This is a genomic window from Blautia sp. AM29-29 (genome assembly GCF_003480555.1).
GTDB lineage: Bacteria > Bacillota > Clostridia > Lachnospirales > Lachnospiraceae > Fusicatenibacter > Fusicatenibacter saccharivorans.
On record NZ_QUJD01000001.1, the window covers coordinates 130,232 to 148,877 of the forward strand.

Sequence of the window (18,646 nt, forward strand, 5' to 3'; positions counted from 1 at the left end):
TTCCTTCGCAAGGGATTTAATTCCATTTCCGGTAATACCATGCGTAACCGCGTGCCGGAACCGGAACGCCGCGCAGAACACGTTTCTCGCCGGTAAACAGATCCTTCCAGGTGAACTCACCCATATCGATCCAGGCCGTGCGGTCTTCATTGCTGAAGTTAAAGAGACCCGTTACCATCTCATTGCCGGATTTTCTGCAGACACAGAGAAGCGCCGTATCATACGTTTCCTCGGTCCAGACATCCGCCTCACCCTCAAACGGACGGTATTTGAATTTCAGCTCCTCCATCTTTTTCATCGAAGCAAAAATCTGATTCTGAACCGTTCCTTTTTTCTCCTTCTGGGGCTCCAGATCCCAGCGGAAGTGGCCGCGGTGCAGATAACGGCTGTCGGCTGCGCGGTCAGAATCTTCACTCTCTTTGTAGGAATAATCGTTAACCTGGCCGATCTCATCGCCGCTGTAGATAACCGGAATACCAGACTGGATGAAAAGGTATGCGTTCAGCATCTCAATTCTCTGGATCGCCTGTTCGGTCTTCGCCTCATTCTGCTCAAAGCCTGCCGCCTCAAGTCCACACAGGGAAGCGGTTGTTCCGCAGAGACGCGCATCCTGCAGCACCGGATCGTCGTTATAGAGCTCTCCTCTTGCGTCGCTTCCCTCCACATAACCGCGGAAATAGTCATTCAGATATTTCTTATGCGGTGCCTCGGCGATGCCGAACTGTTTCAGCCATTCGTAATCGAGGCCCCAGCCGATATCATCGTGGCATCTCAGATAGTTCAGGAAGACATAGTCCTTCGGCAGTCTCGTCACAATATCCATCTGATGTTTCAGCAGGCGGGTATCCGCCGTTGCAACCGTGTGCCAGGTGGATGCCATCGTCGTTACGTTGTACAGCATATGGCATTCCGGTTTCTCGAGTGTTCCGAAGTACGGAACAACCTTTTCCGGCTCCATGACAACCTCGCCGAGCAGCAGAACGCCCGGGCAGACGATCTCGGTGATCATACGCATCATGCGGACAATGGTATGTACCTGCGGCAGGTTACGGCAGGTGGTGCCGAGCTGTTTCCAGATGTATGGAACGGCATCAATGCGGACGATATCGATTCCCTGGTTGACGAGATAGAGCATATTGTTTACCATCTCGTTAAAGACAACCGGGTTCGCATAGTTCAGATCCCACTGGTATGGATAGAACGTCGTCATGACAAATTTATGGCAGTCCTCTCTCCAGGTAAAGTTGCCCGGTGCCGTTGTCGGGAATACCTGCGGACAGGTCTTTTCATATTCGGACGGAATATCGTAGTTGTCGAAGAAAAAGTAACGGTCCTGGTACTCTTTTTCACCGGCAAGTGCACGTTTTGCCCATTCATGATCCTCGGAAGTGTGGTTCATAACGAAATCCATACAAAGGCTCATGCCCTGGTCATGGCATTTTTCAGAGAGGGCAGCCAGATCTTCCATCGTTCCAAGGGACGGCTGTACCGTGCGGTAATCGGCAACCGCATAGCCGCCGTCGCTTTTTCCCTTCGGCGTTGCAAGGAACGGCATCAGATGCAGGTAGTTGACGTTGCACTCTTTTAAATAATCCAGTTTTTTCTCAAGGCCGCTGATGTTATCTGCGAATGCGTCGATGTACAGCATCATACCGAGCATTTTCTGGCTCTTGTACCAGTCTTTCTGTTTTTCTCTTTTCCGATCCAGCGCTTTCCATTTTTTATTCCGCTCTTTGTACCACTGCTCCATGGCTGCACAGAGTTCCTCAAAGCGTCCCTGGCCGTTTGGATACAGCTCACAGTAGAGCCATTTCAGCTCGTCGTAGTGTTTTTCGAGTCTTCTCTGATATTCCACTGTCATGTTGTTTATTCTCCTTTATCTTATTCTTTATTTTGTCACATCATTCCGGTAACGGTAATTCTGTGTTACGTTTCTTCTCTTGCAGTATACCGTTGTGTGAATTATATGTCAACCGTTTACATACCATATTTTTCAACAAATTTCCGGCTTCTTCTTTGTCTTTTTTGCTATTTTTCTGTCTATCGTTTACCGCAGGGCAGAAAAAACTCCGCGGTTTCTTTTTTCCGCAGAGTTTTCTTTTCGTTTTTGTTTCACGCCGAATCGCGCACCACAAGGCTCACCGGCATGGTCGTCACATTCGGCACCATCTCTCCCTTTCTTCTCCGGTCGATATACGCAATGGAAAGCTCCGACATTTCCTCAATCGGCTGATGGATCGTCGTGATGGAAGGCGTGGTAATCCCGGCGATCACAGTGTCATCAAACCCGACAACTTTAATATCCTCCGGCACCCGTTTTCCCATGGCGTAAAGGCGCTGGAGTACCTGTGCGGCAATCAGGTCACTGCTTGCAAAAATGCCGTCCGTCTCCGGGTGCTCCAGAAGGCCCTTTTCAATATAGGATTCATAGTGCATGGAGCCGTAGCTTAAGCGGTCACTCAAAAGAACTTCCCCTTCAATCCCCCGCTCCCGGCAGACGCGCAGGAATCCATCCGCACGCCGGTCCGCCGGCATATCTCTTCCGACGATTCCGCCGAAATGAAGCAGATGGCAGCAGCCGCAGTCCGCAAGATGCGATGCTGCAAGCGCTCCTCCCTGCTCGTTGTCACACTGGATTGTAATGGCCTCCGTATTTTCCTCTCGCTCGAAATTGACGATCGGAATTTTCAGATCATGAAACTTTTCAATCTGCACATCGCGGCTTGCCATCACAACGCCGGTTACACGGTTGGAGATGAACATATCGAGATATTCGGTTTCTTTCTCCGGCTGATCTTTCGAGTTGCAGAGCAGAATCTTGTAGCCCCGCTTTGCCGCCGCGCTCTCGAGTGCACTGATCATTTTACTGAAAAACGGGTGCGAGATGTGCGGAACGATAACCCCGATCGTATTGGAATGCGCTTTTGCCAGGGAACGCGCCAGCTCATTCGGCTGGTAATTCATCTCCTGCATCGCCTGCGTTACTTTTTTTCTTGTCTCTTCACTGATGTATCCGCGGTTGTTGATCACACGGGAAACCGTCGTCGCCGTAACGCCGGCGCGTGCCGCTATGTCCTTGATTGTCGCCATGTTTCTCTCCTCGTCATTTTCTAACTGTTTTTCACTTTCGCCCATTATAGCACAAAAAATCTGTTTTCGGTGATTTTTTTAAAAAAGGGAACGGCAGTCGCCGATTTCGATGTTCTGGTAAAAATAGCGGAGAATCTCCTCATACGATTTTCCCTGCTCCGCCAGATGTTTCGCACCGTTCTGTGACATGCCGACGCCGTGGCCGTAGCCGCCGCCGTAAAATGTAAAGGAGACAACCGTTTCCCCTTCTTTTTCCGGAACCACGATAAAGCAGGCACTCGGAAGCAGCTCCATCTCACAGCTTACAGTTCCGTCATTTTTCTGAATCGGCCAGCCTTTCGCCGAGAGGAACTTTCGGATCTGATACTCTCCCTCGATTTCCATGGATCCTTTTTCCCCCTCGATAAGGACGGTTTCTGCCGCACCTCCCTCTGACCGCCGCCGCACCTCAATCCCCGTGATCTCCCCGATTTTCTGATCCGCTGCCCGTTCTGACAGCACATCCGCCGGAATCGTCACCTGCCAGCGGTACCAGCCGTCCTCCACTTCCAGACTTGTGCTGTCCCTTTTGGTGATAAACGATGCAAACGCCTCCTCCGTCTCCGGTTCCTGCTTCTCCCCGCCTACCGTCACGCTCTTCAGATATTCTGCCGTCTCCGCCGTATTCCACACTTCATCCGTACTCGTCTTCCCGCAGGAGGTTGAGAAAAAATACGCCTGAATTGGTTCCCCGCCGCAGGTGATGATTTTTCCTTCTGTCTCCGCCACCGCAGCGTCTGTCTCCGGCTGCGCTTCCATATTGTGGTAGACCTGGCTTTCCACGCTGTCGTCTACATCCGCGTGGTAGTTCTCCCACGTTTTTTCACGAATCCTGGCACACGCATACGTTCTCGCACAGACCGCCTGTGCTTTTAATGCCTCCTTTTCATAGGAGGACGGCATCTCACTCGGCACGACATACCGAAGATACATTTCCAGATCAAGTTCATTTACAACGAGAAGTCCCTCTTCGCTTTTATAGATGACAAAACTTCCCGGATAAACCGTCTCGTCCTCCGGCTTTCCCGTAAGGGAAACCGCCGTTCCCGCCGTCTCATCGGCCGGCACCACATGCACAACTTCCCCGCATTCCTGTTCCGTCACACAGATCGTCTCCTGCGGGGAAGCTATGTATGCGCCGTCGTTCATGGAAAGGCTTGCGTTTCCACGCAGGGACACCTGTTTCTGTGCGTATCCCAGCTTTCCGCAGTCTGTCAGAAGGACACGGATCTGCACCGGTCCGGCTGCCGTTGTTTCTTTTTGTTCTTCCTTTTTACTGTTCAGAAAAGCCGCGTTTTCCTGTTCCATGTTCTGTATCGTCTCCTCCTGCTTTTTGCCTTCCATCGTCTCCGTCCTGCTTTCTGCTGTCGCTGTCTCTTCCGGCGCATCCAGACGGCGCTTCACAACAAACAATAACAGCAGCAGGAGAATCCCCACTCCTAACAGTATCAGTTCCAATTTATCATTTTTTCTCTTCATATCTCATTCTATGCACACGGCTTTTTGTCTGATTCCTTTTCTTTTTGCGATTTTTCCTTGACAAATACCGCCCTATGGTATATAGTATGGTTGTGTATAAATTTCATATCAACATCCAGAGTGCATCAAAAGAAGATCCGTCTTTTGGTGAGAGAGGGAATTCAGGTGAGATTCCTGGGCGATCCGGTCACTGTAATCAGGGAGTGAAGCATAACAAATCCATTGTATGTCCGCAACATATGAGAAGGAATGTGGAACGATGATCTGTAAGTCAGGAAACCTGCTCTGTATGCATAGGGTTGATGCTTCCGATGAAAGCTTCCATTCAAAGACTATTATGGGATATGGAATGTCTGAAAATTTTCGATTAGATTTTTAGAAACCTTCGAGCGAGATTTATGCATTGCATTAAACGGCCGGGTAAACCGTTTCAGATTCTGGTTTCGCCTGTTCTTAGTCAGGCGCCATCCTCCGCTTAAAGGTGTCTGCTATTCCGCTTGCAGGTTGATTCAGATGGCGAAGCGGTTACCCACCTCTGAAAAGAATATGACATAACTGGTAAGATTCTGTTGGATTCGAAAACAGGGTCTTTTCTTTTTCTGTTTTTTCAGAATTCGTTTTCTGCATATTTTCCCATAAAAAGGCTCCCCGCCTGCGCTCCTGTTTTCACAGGACGCTGCAGGAAGGGAGCTTTTTTATGCTGTTTCTATAGCAAGACCCGAAAATAATGCAAAAAAGGCAGTGCTGCAGAGCGCGAATTGCAAGGAACAGATTTGAAGGCGTACCGGGGTACGACGAAAATCTGTGACGCAGTAATTCACGCTCTGCGGTGCTGAATTTTTTGCATTATTTTCGAGGATTGCTATAAAATAGGATCTTAGAAAATGAATTTGTATACGGTTGTGGTGTCGTAAGTATCGCCTGCCTCGAGGATCGGTTTCTCCTCACCCTCCTGGTTGACGGCATTCGGCACATACTGAGATTCCAGGCAGAAGCCGTTGCGTTTGTCATAGAATACCCCATTCTTTCCGGTAACCGGAGCAATGAAATTTCCGGCGTAGAACTGAACGCATGGCAGATCCGTGAAGGCTTCCATGGTGATGCCGCTCTCTTTGCAGGATGCGACTGCCATCAGCTCAATGCTTCCCTCGACAGCCTTGTCCAGGATAAAGTTGTGGTCGTAGCCGCCGGTCAGTTTGAGCTGTTCGAAATCTGCTTCGATCTCTGCTCCGATTGCTTTCTCGCTGGTGAAATCCATCGGGGTTCCCTGTACCGGTGCATGCTCGCCGGTCGGGATGGATGCAGAATCGATCACCGGGCTGAACTGCTCCGCTTTTAAGACAAGTGTCTGGTTCTCAATAGATCCGGCATCGTGGCCTGCCAGGTTGAAGTAGCTGTGGTTTGTCATGTTGACAACGGTATCCTGATCGCAGCTTCCCTCATAGTGGATTTCTACGGCGTTCTCATCGGTCAGGGTATACGTAACGGACACTTCAAAGTTTCCCGGGAATCCCTGGTCTCCGTCCGGGCTCATCAGAACGAAGGTAACGGCGCTGTCATCCGCCTCTTCTACGTTCCAGAGGCGGTAATCGTATCCGTCCGGGCCGCTGTGCAGGTTGTTGTTGTTCTCATTTTTTGCCAGCTGGTATGTTTTTCCGTGCAGTTCAAATGCTGCTCCCGCAATACGGTTTCCGTTTCTTCCGATGGTGGCTCCAAAATGGCTTCCGTCGGTCTCATAGCCGGTTACGGAGTCAAATCCAAGGACAACGTCTCTCTTCTTTCCATCCTTATCCGGAACGAGAACCGATACCAGATGTGCGCCGTAATCGGTTACACTGATTTCCATTCCGTTTTTATTGGAGAGCGTGTAGAGCAATGCTTCTTTTCCGTCTTTTGTTGTTCCAAAACCCTGTTTTTTCATGTTCCTTCTCCTTTTGGTTGTATGTAACGTATAAAAGAGAACCATTTTCATGATTCTCTTTTTTCTCTTTTGTAACCCCGGAATGCCGTTTCCCATACTTTGACTCCTAGCAACGCAAGCTAGGTGGGTAGCCGCAGTCATCATTTCTGCCTTCCACTGACGTCTGTTTCCAGGGTGGCCTGACATCCACATGACAATAATAAGCCTCCCGTTTAAAGTAAATGTAGGTTCAAAATAATGAGATCATCGAACATTCCAGGAAGTTACATTTTTCTTCTTTTCTTTTCACAATTCGGATTATACGCTATTTTGGTTCGCTTTTCAAGTATTATTGCACAATTACTCAAAAATATTCGAACAGCTTTTGTATTAAATGATAATACACACCATTCCGCCCCGGCTGTCGTTGACAATTTTCTGCATGGAATCCTGGAGTTTTGCCTGGCCGTCCTCGGTGATCTGGGCGATTTTGCTGCGGATGCCGTCGTCAACGAGCTGCTCGACGGATTTGCCGAAAATGTTGGTATTCCAGATTCCCTCCGGGCTCTTTGCGCTCTCTTTGATATAGGCGATCAGATCCTCCGCCTGCTGCTCACTTCCGACGATCGGCGCAATCTCCGTCTCGATGTTGGCCTTGATCATATGAATCGACGGGCTCACCGATTTAATTTTCACGCCGTATTTGTTTCCCTGATGGATCACGGCTGGCTCCTCCAGCTGAATCTCCTCCCTCCCCGGAATCACGACGCCGTAGCCGCATCCGCGCACCGCATGAATCGCGTCCTCTACCTTGCGGTACTCTTCCCGCTGTGCCGACAGCTCGCGGATCGTCTGCACCAGATCATACTCGCCTTTGATCTCCACGCCGGCAAGTACACTCAGCATTTCATAATAATACTGCTCTTTCACCTCAATCCGCACCTTCACCGTACCGCTCGCAAGATCCATCGACTGCAGCAGTGTCTGGCTGACATACTGACTGGCAATCGCTGTTTTTCCGCCCACTGCATCCTTCAGGCGCGTCTTTTCCCTGCACATCTCACGGATCTTCTGCAGCAGCTCTGCCTTCAGCGGATGGTCATCGGCAAGAAGCTCCACCCATTTTGGAATATAAAATTCCATCTGCTGAAGCGGGAACTCATACAGCACCTTTTCGAGCATATGCAGAATATCTTCTTTGCGGAGCTGGTCGCAGTTCACCGCCATCGCTGCCACGCCGAATTTTGTTTCAAGCTCCTTTACCTGCCGCTGTGTCTCCTCCCGGTACGGTTTTTTCGCATTCACAAGAATCAGGAAGGGCTTTCCCTGCTTTTTGAGCTCCGCAACGGTCCGTTCCTCCGCCTGCAGAAAATTCTCCCGCGGCAGCTCGCCGAACGATCCGTCGCACGTCACCATAAGACCGATCGTGGAATGTTCTGCGATCACCTTCTTCGTACCGATCTCCGCCGCCTCCCGGAACGGAATCGCCTGCTCGGACCACGGTGTTTTCACCATCCGCTCCTTCTCATTTTCCAGATTTCCCGCCGCGTCCGGCACCAGAAAGCCGACGCAGTCGATCAGTCGCAGCCGGATCGGATCGCCCTCCCCAAGCTGCAGCTCCACGGCGTCTTTCGGCACAAATTTCGGCTCCACCGTTGTGATCGTCTTTCCCTCCCCGCTTAAAGGCAGGGCATCCCGTACCTCCGCCTGTTCCTTTTCCGAAAGATACGGCAGTGCCAGCACCTCCAGGAAACGGCGGATCAGGGTGGACTTTCCCGTCCGTACAGGCCCCACCACTCCGATCAGGAACTGGCCCTTCGTTCGTTTCTGAATATCGCGGTATACTGAATATGCATCCATGCGCTATTGTCCCCCTTTTGATCTTTGTTGCTATGTACTGTTATATTCTATGAGCCGGCCCCCTCTCCTATCACCAAAACTGCACTGCCGCGCACGCAAAAAAGGCACCGCCGCCCTTTTTTCGGACGCACAGTGCCTTTTTTCTGTCACTTTCTTATCTTCAGCCTATGATCAGCTGTTTTTTCTCATGGCAGCCTCTACCACATGGCCGACCAGAACAGATGTGGTAACGGATCCTACGCCGCCTGGAACCGGTGTGATTGCCTCAACGATCGGCTCAGCTTTTGCGTATGCAACGTCTCCGCAGAGTTTTCCTTCTTCGTTTACGTTGATTCCGACATCAATAACGGTCTGGCCTGCACACAGGTAAGTATCATCTACAACACCTGCACGGCCTGCTGCTACGATCACGATATCTGCCTCTTTAACTACAGACGGCATGTCTTTCGTTCTGGTATGGCAGATGGTTACGGTTGCGTTTTTCTTTAACAGCATCATGGCTGCCGGTTTTCCTACAACGAGGCTGCGGCCTACGACAACGGCTTTTTTACCGGTGCAGTCGATGCCGTAGTGGTCGAGGATCTCCATGCAGGCCTGCGGAGTACATGGCGGGAAGCCCTGTTTTGTTCCGGCGAATACGCCTACCATGGAACCGTCTGTGATACCGTCTACGTCCTTCTCCGGGGAGAGTGCTTTGATGACTGCTGCCTCATCGAGATGTTTCGGAAGCGGACGGAAAATCAGAACGCCGTGGATGGAATCGTCTTTGTTTACTTTATCGATGGTAGCCATCAGCTCTTCCTGGGTAACGTCTGCCGGGAGAAGGAATTTCTCGTATGCAACGCCTAAGGTCTCACAGCGTTTGGTTGCTCCTCTTTCGTAGGAAAGGTCATCCTCTCTCTCTCCGACACGGATGATTCCGAGAGTCGGTTTTACTCCTTTTGCTTCCAGCTCTGCTACATTTGCTTTGATCTTCTCATTTAATGCTGCTGTTACTTCTTTTCCTAATAACTGTTTTGCCATTTTTTTATCCTCCGCTTTTCTTTTCGGTCAAAGAGAACTCCTTTTGCAACCCGCTTGCTGCCGGGAAGTTTCTCTGGCCGTTTGTTTTCAGGCTTTCAGTCTTCCCAGTACGTTCCGGAAAATCTCGTCTGCTTTTACGGTATAGACCGCAAGCATTTCATCACATTTTCGATTTAGTTCTTCTGCATATTCCCGGTTTTTCATAGATTTCGTGTTGATATATACATTCAGGGAAGCACCCTCTAAGGCTGCTTTGCAGAATGCTGCGCCAACACCTGCGTCACTGATCGCAAGTGCAGAACCTTTTGCTGCAAATTCTACGATCAGGTCGATTGCTTCGCAGCATTTTTCCATAATTTCCATTGGAACAGAGCAGGCATCCTTCAGCACAATCTCCATGACTCTTGCTTTTTCTGCCTTCTCCTCCTCTGTCTCGCGCGGCATGCCGTATGCTTTGGAGAGCGGTTCGAACACTTCTGCATCGCGCTCGATCAGGTGAAGCAGTTCGTCCTGAAGCGTGGTTGCTTTCGCCATCAGCTCTTTCATTTCCTCTTCGACATCCGCATATTTCTTTTTACCTACTGTCAGCGCACCAACCATGTTGCCAAGCGCTGTGCCGACAGCGCCAACCAGTGCAGAAGCTCCGCCGCCGCCCGGAACCGGTGCTTTGGAACCGAGCACGTCTACAAACTCATTGCAAGGTACTGTTGAAAATCCCATGTTATTTTCCTCCGCTTATTTTTTTCGATCCAGAAGCCATCCTGATGGCCTCAAACCATAACTATTTTGCAGCCAGAGCCTTCAGCATATCAATTGTGACATCTCCCACAACCGCCATATCCTCTCCCTGCGTAAATGCAGCCGGGAAATTGTCCGAAAAGAGGATCTGCGCGGACGGCGGAAACTCATCATCTCCTGCCCATAAAATCAGTCGTACAAAAAGCCCTTTCATAAACTCCAGCTCATATCCGACATCACCGGATGAAATCGCCTGAGCGCCGACACGTTCCATGATCTCACGGAATGCATCCAGCTTTCCGCCAAAGCCAAACGCAAGACGGAACAGGCATCTTCCCTGGAACTGTTTAAAATAAACTTCTCCCCACGGAATCTCCCGGTACGTCAAAAATTTTCCGGTAGACGGAGCAGCTCCGCCCTCTGTCAGATAACGCAATACCAAAATTTTTGCATTCGGTTTTTTCTCGAGTGGATACCAGCCAATTATCGGCGAAACGCTTCCATCATCTCCAATATGAAATACGTTGTACTCCGGCCACGAAATCCGGTAGGAAACACCCATCAGGGAAACGGTAAACTCCTGTTTTTCCGCATCATACGGAACGTCGCACCGGCTGGAAATCTCTCTTGGATCTGCATTCTGATACACTTCCAGATAATGCTCATACGGAATACGCTCTTTGCTGTCTTTTTCGTAATTTAAGTCTACTGCCATGTAAATCCAATTCCTCTCAAAAGGTTCGCCACAATTCAAAGCAAAACCACATGTGTTTCACCTTGAATCGTAACAGAAAGTTCTGCTTCCGTTTTATGCTTCCACAGACGGGAACATCGTCGTGTCTGTGTGCGGCAGGAAGCACGCCGCTACAAATTCATCCATATAGGTTGGTACCGTAGAGAGTTCCAGATATGTCATGTTCCGGGCAACCTCATACGTTTTCTTCTCTGCTGCTGTCGATAAAAGCATTGAATACGCACCGGTCAGGGAAGAGTTACCAATGTAATGGAATTTTTCCAGCGGAATATCCGGGAACATACCGATGGTAACGGCATTTTTCATGTTGATGCCGCTTCCGATACCGCCCGCTACGTAAACCTCCTCGATCATGGAAACATCCATATCCAGATAGTTCAGCATCGTACGGATCGCTGAGAAAATCGCGCCCTTGGCGCGGATAAAGTTGTCGATATCGACCTCGGTAATCTCAACATCGCGGACACTTCCAGCCTCCTCCTCGAACGCAATGACATAGCTTCCCATGCCATATTTGTCGTGGCGGATCCGTTTTCCCTCACGGATAAATTTACCCTTCGGATTGACCATCTTCGCACGGAACAGCGCTGCAATTACATCGATGATTCCGGAACCGCAAAGACCAATCGGCTTCGTTCCCTCATCTCCGATAACATGGTACGAAGGTTCCATCGTCTCCGGATCGATCGTACATTTTTCAATCGCACCGTCGGTCGCACGCATACCGCAGCTGATATCGCCGCCCTCAAAGGCCGGTCCGGCCGAGCAGGCACAGCTTACCATAAAGTCAGAGTTTCCAAATGCAAGCTCGCCATTGGTACCAAGGTCAATAAAAAGACTCATCTCCGGCCGGTTCCAGATCATGCTGACCAACGCGCCGGCAGTAATATCTCCGCCCACATAGCTTCCGATATTCGGTGCCAGAATGATATGGGCGTCCGGATGAATTGCAAGATTGACATCCGCTGCAAACAGTGAGTTTGTCTTAAAGAAGGCCGGAATATACGGCTCCATCCGAAGCGGATCTGCATTGATGCCCATCATCAGATGCTCCATGGTAGTGTTTCCGGCAATCGCCGCACGGTAAATCTGCTGACTGCTGATTTTCGCTGCGCGGCACATGTTGGAAATCATCGGGTTTAAGGTTTCTTTGATGATTGCATTCTGCAGTCTTTCATGGCCTCCCGGTTTCTGGGATTCAATGATACGGTTGATAACATCCGCACCATACCGGATCTGTCCGTTTCCGGAAGAGGCTTTTGCCAGGATTTCTCCGCTCAGCATATCCACGATCAGTGCAGAAACTGTCGTTGTTCCAATGTCGACAACGAGACCGCCGACAACTGCTTTTGCTTCCATTGGAAGCATATCGTATAAAAAGACGTCATTTGCCGTAACCCGGACGACACACTGTGCCTGAAAATGGGATTCCCGAAGGACATCCGGCATTTTTTTCAGTACAGAGTACGGAATCCGTACCCGTTCAAGCCCCGTCGCTGCCTGTACAGCCCAGGTTACTCTCTCGTTATCCGGCATCGTATCATCCAGAGTAGGCTCTTCCATTGAGATTGCGATCACCTGCATGCTGTTTTTCAGCTCCAGGCCGGCGTCTGTAATTTTCTTTTTCGTATCTTCAAAAATTGCAATTTCACTCGGTGAACTAAGGTCTGCCACTTTCATGCGGCTCCGGTAAGCGGATGCAATGTCCGGCACTTCCACTTCAACATCGCCTTTGACGGTGCTGACACACGCCAGTCTCCAGCCATTCTGATATTCTTCCTCAGAAATATGGCGGGTTATTTTGGAATCCAGCTCACCGCTCACAAGACGAACGCGGCATTTACCGCACGATGCGTTTCCGGAACACGGTGCATCGATCGGCACATTGCTCTTCTGCGCTACTTCAAGAAGGCGCTCACCCTCGGTTGCGTAGGTGACTACCGGTTCTCCCTCTTCAAATCGAAAGGTTACTTTTGCCATAATCTGTAAATCCCCCAGTCGTATATATTCTCCGCTGTTTTTTTCCGCTTTTAGATAGAAAAACCCCTGATGGTGCCTCAGGTTTTCGCAAACGCTGCGGCACCATCAGGGGAAAACCTGCGAGATTTAAAGATTAAAGCTCCAGATAAGAATCTGCATACAGAGTGTTGCCTTTGAATACGTCACAGGATTTAATGGTCTCCATCAGTCTCAGGTCATTCGGGTTAACGATGGCACTGGTCAGACCCTGCATCATAGCCATAGCTACAAGTGCGGAATCCATGATCGGACGGATGTTTTTCGGCATACCGTTGGAGTTGTTGGAAAGTCCGCCGGTAGAATTCAGTCCCATATCACTGAACATCTTGATGCACTCAAGAACTTCCATCTGTTTGTCCTGCATTCCTTTTACAACCAGGAACAGCGGGTCAAACCACAGATCTGTCGGCTCCATGCCATGCTCCATACCTCTTTCCAGAAGGGTCTGGCAGTACATCATACGCTCGTCGTTATCTTTTGCAATTCCTTCACCGTTGCAAAGTGCAATAACGATTGCATCGTTTGCAGCTGCAAGGTCAACGTACTCGATTCTTCCTGCAGCATCTGCAGAGTTTACGATCGGTTTTCCTTTGGAACGGTTGTATACAGAGATACCAGCCTCAATTGCTTTTTTGTTGGATGTATCCAGAGCCAGCGGAACATTGTCAAAATTGCTCTGCAGCAGCTCAACAGCCCATTTCATGATGTCTTCTCCATCATTCTCAGCCGGTCCGATGTTTACATCAAGGTAAACGGCACCAGCATCCAGCTGCTGTTTTGCTCTCTTTAAAATTGGCTCTTCATCTCTTGCTGCGAATGCTTTGTTTACAGTAGGAGCTGTAACGGAAAGTCTTTCGCCGATGGTTACAAATTTTGCCATATCTCTTCTCCTTTTCTTTTGGGAATCCCCCATAATTATTTTTTTCACGGAAAGAACTCCGCTTGTCTGGAGTTCCTCCCGGAATTTTTATGTATTACAGTTCTCCGTTTGCCTGCAGATCTTTCATGAATTTCACAAGCTGAACTGCCTCAAGCGGAGCAACGATTACTTCCCATCCAGGAAGTTTGGACTCAATGTCGCCCTTTAATACGGCTACTTTACCAGGAATGATAACTTTTCTGGATTTTACTTTATCTTCTACATTCTCTTTGAAGAATTTGGAGATAGAGTTACCGGAGAATTTACCTGCTGCCCAGGATGTCAGTACAGAAAGTCCGCCGGCATCGTTGATTACAAGGTTAACCGGAACTCCGGATCTCTCGAGCTCTCCGGATACCAGGAAATAGGTCAGAGCAAAGTCTACTGTGGTCAGGCAGATCGAATTTTCATCTGCGCCGTTCAGCGGGTAGATGCCCGGCTCTACTTTCATCGGTTTCTGCGGATCGGTAAATACGTTCTGGCGAAGTCCGAATACCGGAAGTGCCTCTGCGTATCCCATTTCCTCAAGAACAATAATGGAACCGTATTTCATGGTGAACAGGGAAAGCAGTGCCTGCTGCATATATCTGTCGCCCTGTGCAATTTTTGCCAGATTTACAATAGACGGATAACCAAAGGTACGGTCTGTATCCTTTAAGGATGCACGTCTTACCTGTACGGTAGTAGCAAAGGTCTCTTTGATGGTCGCTTCTGTGGTATCAAGAACAAGGTTCTTGTTGCCGAGTTTCTCGATTGCTTCTACGGTGTCGTGAAGCTCATCAATGTTTGCGCCACTTACGCCGAGAACAACGCCTGCCTCTGTGGCAAGTTTGCTCATCTCTTCATAATTGGATGCATTTGCACCATTCAGGATCGGTTTGCCTGCTTTGCATACTTCCAGAGCAGCTTTTGCAGCTTCTGCGTCCTCACAGCCAAGTACCAGAACTTTTCCGGTTGCTGCTGCTTTCGTTACAAGAGATACGTATTTGTCTACGCCATTTCCGGCATAGTTTACATACAGCATCTCTGCGCACATACGCTCACCGATACGGTCGTAATCAACTTTTTTGTCTTCTTCCAGTTTTGCGTCGATCTCTTCGTCAGACATGCAGCTGCAGAGAGATACCGCATAACGGGTTTTGCTTACAAATGTTTTCTCATGACGATAGAGGACCGTCTCTCCGCCAAGAGTGTACTCACTGTCGCCGGTTCCGACTTTGATCGTCTTCATTGGCGGTGCGGTAGCTTCGGAAAGCTGTGCCATAGCGTCGTCAGACATATATGGGCACGCTGAAATATCCATAGCGCCCTGTGCAACCTTCATGGAGAATGCCATACAGGTCGGACATCCGCACTCTTTACAGTTTTTCTTTGGGGTCATTTTAAAAATCTGAATACCTGATAATGCCATAATTCTTTATCCTCCTAATCTCTTCCTTACGTACTGATTACATCAGTTCCTGAATCATTTTGGAAATGGTTGCAACAGACTGTGGATGTTTGAGGATAACTGCATCAGAACCAGAAGCCAGAGATGCGGCTGCTGTCTGAATCTCCATAGAGATTCCTCGTACTTCCTGATTTCCCCATTCCGGAGATTCCTCTTCTGTTGCCATTGCCTCTTTTACATTCCATGTCTCAGAAGCGATTGGAGTAATAATTGGCATCTGCAGCATTTTATCGTCCTGGGATAATGCTGCTGCTTTGATACGGTCCAGTGTAGATACTACGTACTCATATCCGTATCCGACTGCTGCAGAACCTACGTTCATAACAATGCTGTCCGCGCTGACACCAAGCTGGGTCATAACAACATTCAGCTGTTTTGCAAGGTTGATATCTACAGCGGACTCAGCGCCGACTTTCTGGCTGTATGCCAGACCTGCGGCTGCACCAACTGCCTTGTAATCTTCTTCTCTTGCGGACATAACAAGAACGTTTCTTCCCTGAAGGACCTCTGCTACTTTTGTGAGCAGTTCGGAATCCTTCTCAACGTTTTTACATCCTTCTACAACAAGCGGCACGTCAACGGCATCAGCAACCTCTTTGACTGTCTCAATGAGTTCTTCTACCGATTTGTTCAGACCGTTCGGGTCTCCGCCTGCCAGACGAAGGCAGAGGAAATCTGCACCTTCCATAGCTGCTGCTTTTTTTGCAATCTCGCCCATGGTAGCTGCACCTTCATAGTATGCTTTTACGCTTTCCGGTTCTCCTTCCATACCAAGGTCTGTGATTTCAACGCCAACCTTCGGTCCGTTTTTGATTTCACCGTCGAAAGCATAGAATGGTAATACGTTTTCTCCGCCAAGAGTTACGGTTTTGTCTCCGCTGCCGATTACAACGGATTTAATTGCTGCATTAAACTTTTGTGGTTTGCGATTAAACGGCATAAAAAAAGCCTCCTTAAAAATAAATTCCATACAGGCATATCTCCATGATTCCGCTTCATGGACACACCTGTTATTATTTTAACGTTTTTTCCCGGAGAATGCAAGATTTACCAGGATATTTTCCAAGATTTTCTGACAAAAAGTATCCGTTTTCTCTTCGTCAGCCGTTTTTTTTTCCAGAAAATCACTTTACAGCTGCCGGCATGTGCCGGAAAGGGCTTCCTCCTCCGCTTTGGAATCCCCTCCCAAGCCATGCCGGTCTGCTTATTCTTTCACAGGATAAGCCTGTAAAATACGAATTACATCATTGGATCCATGCCAAGTGCCGGATGACCTTTCTCGGTCAGGAATGCAACCAGTGTCTCCGGATCTTCTGCGATGGTCTCGTCACCGATCATATCGGTAAAGTTGTCGATACCGTACAGCTCTTTTGCTGTCTCATTCAGTTTCTCTGCAACCTGCTCTTTCAGCTCTTTCGGCATCCATACGATACGGGCAACACCGCCTTCTGCTTTCATAAACTTCTTGGAAGCGATAAAGTGTTTGCCGTGTCCCATGAATCCAGGAGTCTGAACACCGCCGCCTGTCATGGAAGCCAGCTCGGAGAAGGTCATTCCCAGAGGAGTCATGCCTGCGTACTCACGGTTTGCGATGCAGACACCGTTGGAGAATGGTTCGATACCACAGATACACTCGAAGCATCCGCAGGATGTCATTGGTTTTTCCATGATGGAGTACAGGGATACGTCATCAAGAGCACCCTGGGAAAGCTTACGAACAGCCTCGTTAACATCCTCATACTCACCGATTCTCTCATCGATTACTTTTTCTTTTGTGATAACCTGGCAAGGTCCGTTCGGATCCAGCTCGTTGGTAGCTTTTGCATCCAGCCATGAAACAGCACCGCAAAGTCCGAGACGCTCTGGTGTAACAACACATACATGGCTCGGGGAGAATGCCTGGCACATGATACAGCTGTAGTATACCGGTACGGATTCATCTGTCATGGTAGACAGACGCTCATCACGTTTGTCGAATACTGGAATTGCAATTTCGTGACGGATCTTGGTACAGTCTTCCGGATTGGTGTAGATCTTAACCTGACATTTGTCAACAACAGCCTCGAACTCGTTCTTCACCTGTGCGTACAGAACTTCTCCGAAGTGTTTTGCACGGAAGCCTGCGTTGAAAGCTTCTTTGCTGACACGGATACGGATCATATCACGCTGTCCGGTATGCATCACACCTTCGATGCAGTTCAGGTAGCTGTGGAATTTACGCTCAAATACAGGCTCGAAATCCGGCTGCATGTTCTTTCCGGCAACCTCAACAACGTATGCAATGCTGTGCTTGGAACCTACCTCGAACTCGTCGATGTCCGGTCCGATCAGCTCGATCTTGTGATCTTCTACTTCGGAAGCATCTTTTGTCTGAACCAGCTCGCAACAGTCTACACGGGAACCGTCAAACTCAACCTGCATATCACCGCGGCGGATGATTTCGCCCTCAAATGCAGATGCGAATGCAACCGGGATATCGATGTTTGTAATTTTAATCTTGATGTCGCGGGCTTCCAGAGAAGTTGCGTTGAATTTGGAAACGTCCTTCTGGATAATGAGACTCTTCGGAATAGCCGGAACGTCTTTGTCATCGTTTGTGATAACCGGGAAACCAAGTGCAATCGCACCAGCGCCGCATGCAACGATCACATCATCCAGAGGAGCAAAAGCATTTACGAATGCCGGTACACGGTCTTTGGTGTAGGTCATCAGTGCGCCTGCATCGCCTGCAGTTACGTTACCGAAGATCAGGGCTGCACGGATTGCTACGGATACAACGTGGATTACAGATGTTACGTCTTTTCCAAGCGGGATGACACGTACGTTTGCGCCGGTCTTGTATCCTAATTCCTGACACTGATCAATGATTCCGCCAACCAGTGTTACAAGAATACCCTGTGCCTGATAGCTCTTAACCAGATCCACGCCTTCCTGTGCGGTCGGAGCGCTTCCAAGGATAACAGCTACGCCCGGGATATCGCCTGTTACAAGCGGCACACCAAGCTCACGGATGATGGCATCGCTTAAATGGCCGTAGCACGGCTCATCATATGGTTTTGCACCGTCGATGTATTTAATTGCCTCGATGAACTCTGCGCAGAGTGCAGTTGCAACACCGGACATAAATACATCGTTCAGCTGATTTTCTCTTGTCATCAGAGATTTTACCACGCCAAGAGCCTCTTTCATCTCTTTTAAGTTGGTAACCTTTACTCCTGTTACAGCATAGTAACACGGAAGTGCGTAAGCAGTGTCCGGGAAGCTGACTGCTTTTTCCTCTCCGTTTGCTGCGATTGCGGCGTCAACGGCAGCTTCGGTAAGACCGTATACTGCATCATTTCCGCCAAATACTCTCTCGAATAATGTCATGTGTTT

At 49.1% G+C, this 18,646-nt stretch carries 13 protein-coding genes, 1 other RNA gene and 1 riboswitch; all 14 genes read right to left on the reverse strand.

Annotation, left to right across the window (positions count from 1 at the left end; all coding sequences use genetic code 11):
• Nucleotides 1–16: 16 nt before the first annotated feature.
• A complete protein-coding gene (locus DW769_RS00600) occupies nt 17–1,861 on the reverse strand; it encodes an alpha-amylase family protein (protein WP_118600604.1) in 1,845 nt (614 codons plus the stop codon).
• 251 nt (nt 1,862–2,112) lie between these two features.
• Nucleotides 2,113–3,090, reverse strand: a complete 978-nt coding sequence (locus DW769_RS00605) for a LacI family DNA-binding transcriptional regulator (protein ID WP_022461831.1) — start codon at nt 3,088–3,090, stop codon at nt 2,113–2,115.
• A gap of 78 nt (nt 3,091–3,168) precedes the next feature.
• On the reverse strand, nt 3,169–4,608 hold the full coding sequence (locus DW769_RS00610) for a SpoIID/LytB domain-containing protein (protein ID WP_117760356.1): 1,440 nt from the start codon (nt 4,606–4,608) through the stop codon (nt 3,169–3,171).
• Between the two features lie 101 nt (nt 4,609–4,709).
• Nucleotides 4,710–4,910, forward strand: a riboswitch (cobalamin riboswitch).
• 575 nt (nt 4,911–5,485) lie between these two features.
• Nucleotides 5,486–6,529 carry an aldose epimerase family protein gene (locus tag DW769_RS00615; protein ID WP_117760357.1) on the reverse strand — a complete coding sequence of 348 codons (1,044 nt, stop codon included), beginning with the start codon at nt 6,527–6,529 and terminating at the stop codon, nt 5,486–5,488.
• 70 nt (nt 6,530–6,599) lie between these two features.
• Nucleotides 6,600–6,794, reverse strand: a non-coding RNA gene (gene ssrS / locus DW769_RS00620) — 6S RNA.
• 104 nt (nt 6,795–6,898) lie between these two features.
• On the reverse strand, nt 6,899–8,368 hold the full coding sequence (gene spoIVA / locus DW769_RS00625) for a stage IV sporulation protein A (protein WP_022461834.1): 1,470 nt from the start codon (nt 8,366–8,368) through the stop codon (nt 6,899–6,901).
• A 171-nt stretch (nt 8,369–8,539) separates the two neighbouring features.
• Nucleotides 8,540–9,391, reverse strand: a complete 852-nt coding sequence (locus DW769_RS00630) for a bifunctional 5,10-methylenetetrahydrofolate dehydrogenase/5,10-methenyltetrahydrofolate cyclohydrolase (RefSeq protein WP_117509041.1) — start codon at nt 9,389–9,391, stop codon at nt 8,540–8,542.
• 87 nt (nt 9,392–9,478) lie between these two features.
• The gene (locus tag DW769_RS00635; protein WP_117509042.1) at nt 9,479–10,111 is read right to left on the reverse strand and encodes a cyclodeaminase/cyclohydrolase family protein; all 633 of its coding nucleotides are present in this window, start codon (nt 10,109–10,111) and stop codon (nt 9,479–9,481) included.
• Nucleotides 10,112–10,172: 61 nt separating this feature from the next.
• Nucleotides 10,173–10,844, reverse strand: a complete 672-nt coding sequence (locus tag DW769_RS00640; RefSeq protein ID WP_117509043.1) for a DUF3786 domain-containing protein — start codon at nt 10,842–10,844, stop codon at nt 10,173–10,175.
• 93 nt (nt 10,845–10,937) lie between these two features.
• On the reverse strand, nt 10,938–12,863 hold the full coding sequence (gene acsV, locus DW769_RS00645) for a corrinoid activation/regeneration protein AcsV (protein WP_118749844.1): 1,926 nt from the start codon (nt 12,861–12,863) through the stop codon (nt 10,938–10,940).
• A 133-nt stretch (nt 12,864–12,996) separates the two neighbouring features.
• Nucleotides 12,997–13,782 (reverse strand): carbon monoxide dehydrogenase/acetyl-CoA synthase methytransferase subunit, encoded by a 786-nt coding sequence (gene acsE / locus DW769_RS00650; RefSeq protein ID WP_022462424.1) that lies wholly within the window; start codon nt 13,780–13,782, stop codon nt 12,997–12,999.
• 94 nt (nt 13,783–13,876) lie between these two features.
• Nucleotides 13,877–15,232: an acetyl-CoA decarbonylase/synthase complex subunit gamma gene (gene acsC, locus DW769_RS00655; protein WP_117509045.1), complete on the reverse strand. Its 1,356-nt coding sequence runs from the start codon at nt 15,230–15,232 to the stop codon at nt 13,877–13,879.
• 37 nt (nt 15,233–15,269) lie between these two features.
• Nucleotides 15,270–16,211, reverse strand: coding sequence for an acetyl-CoA decarbonylase/synthase complex subunit delta (gene acsD, locus DW769_RS00660; protein WP_117509163.1), 942 nt, complete (start codon nt 16,209–16,211; stop codon nt 15,270–15,272).
• A gap of 299 nt (nt 16,212–16,510) precedes the next feature.
• On the reverse strand, nt 16,511–18,640 hold the full coding sequence (acsB, locus tag DW769_RS00670; RefSeq protein ID WP_118749845.1) for an acetyl-CoA decarbonylase/synthase complex subunit alpha/beta: 2,130 nt from the start codon (nt 18,638–18,640) through the stop codon (nt 16,511–16,513).
• Between the last annotated feature and the right edge of the window lie 6 nt (nt 18,641–18,646).

Coding starts and splice junctions, on each gene's coding strand:
- DW769_RS00605 (WP_022461831.1), bottom strand. CDS start 3,090: ATGGCGACAATCAAGGACATAGCGGCACGCGCCGGCGTTACGGCGACG.
- acsC (WP_117509045.1), bottom strand. CDS start 15,232: ATGGCATTATCAGGTATTCAGATTTTTAAAATGACCCCAAAGAAAAAC.
- DW769_RS00615 (WP_117760357.1), bottom strand. CDS start 6,529: ATGAAAAAACAGGGTTTTGGAACAACAAAAGACGGAAAAGAAGCATTG.
- DW769_RS00640 (WP_117509043.1), bottom strand. CDS start 10,844: ATGGCAGTAGACTTAAATTACGAAAAAGACAGCAAAGAGCGTATTCCG.
- acsB (WP_118749845.1), bottom strand. CDS start 18,640: ATGACATTATTCGAGAGAGTATTTGGCGGAAATGATGCAGTATACGGT.
- DW769_RS00600 (WP_118600604.1), bottom strand. CDS start 1,861: ATGACAGTGGAATATCAGAGAAGACTCGAAAAACACTACGACGAGCTG.
- spoIVA (WP_022461834.1), bottom strand. CDS start 8,368: ATGGATGCATATTCAGTATACCGCGATATTCAGAAACGAACGAAGGGC.
- DW769_RS00610 (WP_117760356.1), bottom strand. CDS start 4,608: ATGAAGAGAAAAAATGATAAATTGGAACTGATACTGTTAGGAGTGGGG.
- acsD (WP_117509163.1), bottom strand. CDS start 16,211: ATGCCGTTTAATCGCAAACCACAAAAGTTTAATGCAGCAATTAAATCC.
- acsE (WP_022462424.1), bottom strand. CDS start 13,782: ATGGCAAAATTTGTAACCATCGGCGAAAGACTTTCCGTTACAGCTCCT.
- DW769_RS00635 (WP_117509042.1), bottom strand. CDS start 10,111: ATGGGATTTTCAACAGTACCTTGCAATGAGTTTGTAGACGTGCTCGGT.
- acsV (WP_118749844.1), bottom strand. CDS start 12,863: ATGGCAAAAGTAACCTTTCGATTTGAAGAGGGAGAACCGGTAGTCACC.
- DW769_RS00630 (WP_117509041.1), bottom strand. CDS start 9,391: ATGGCAAAACAGTTATTAGGAAAAGAAGTAACAGCAGCATTAAATGAG.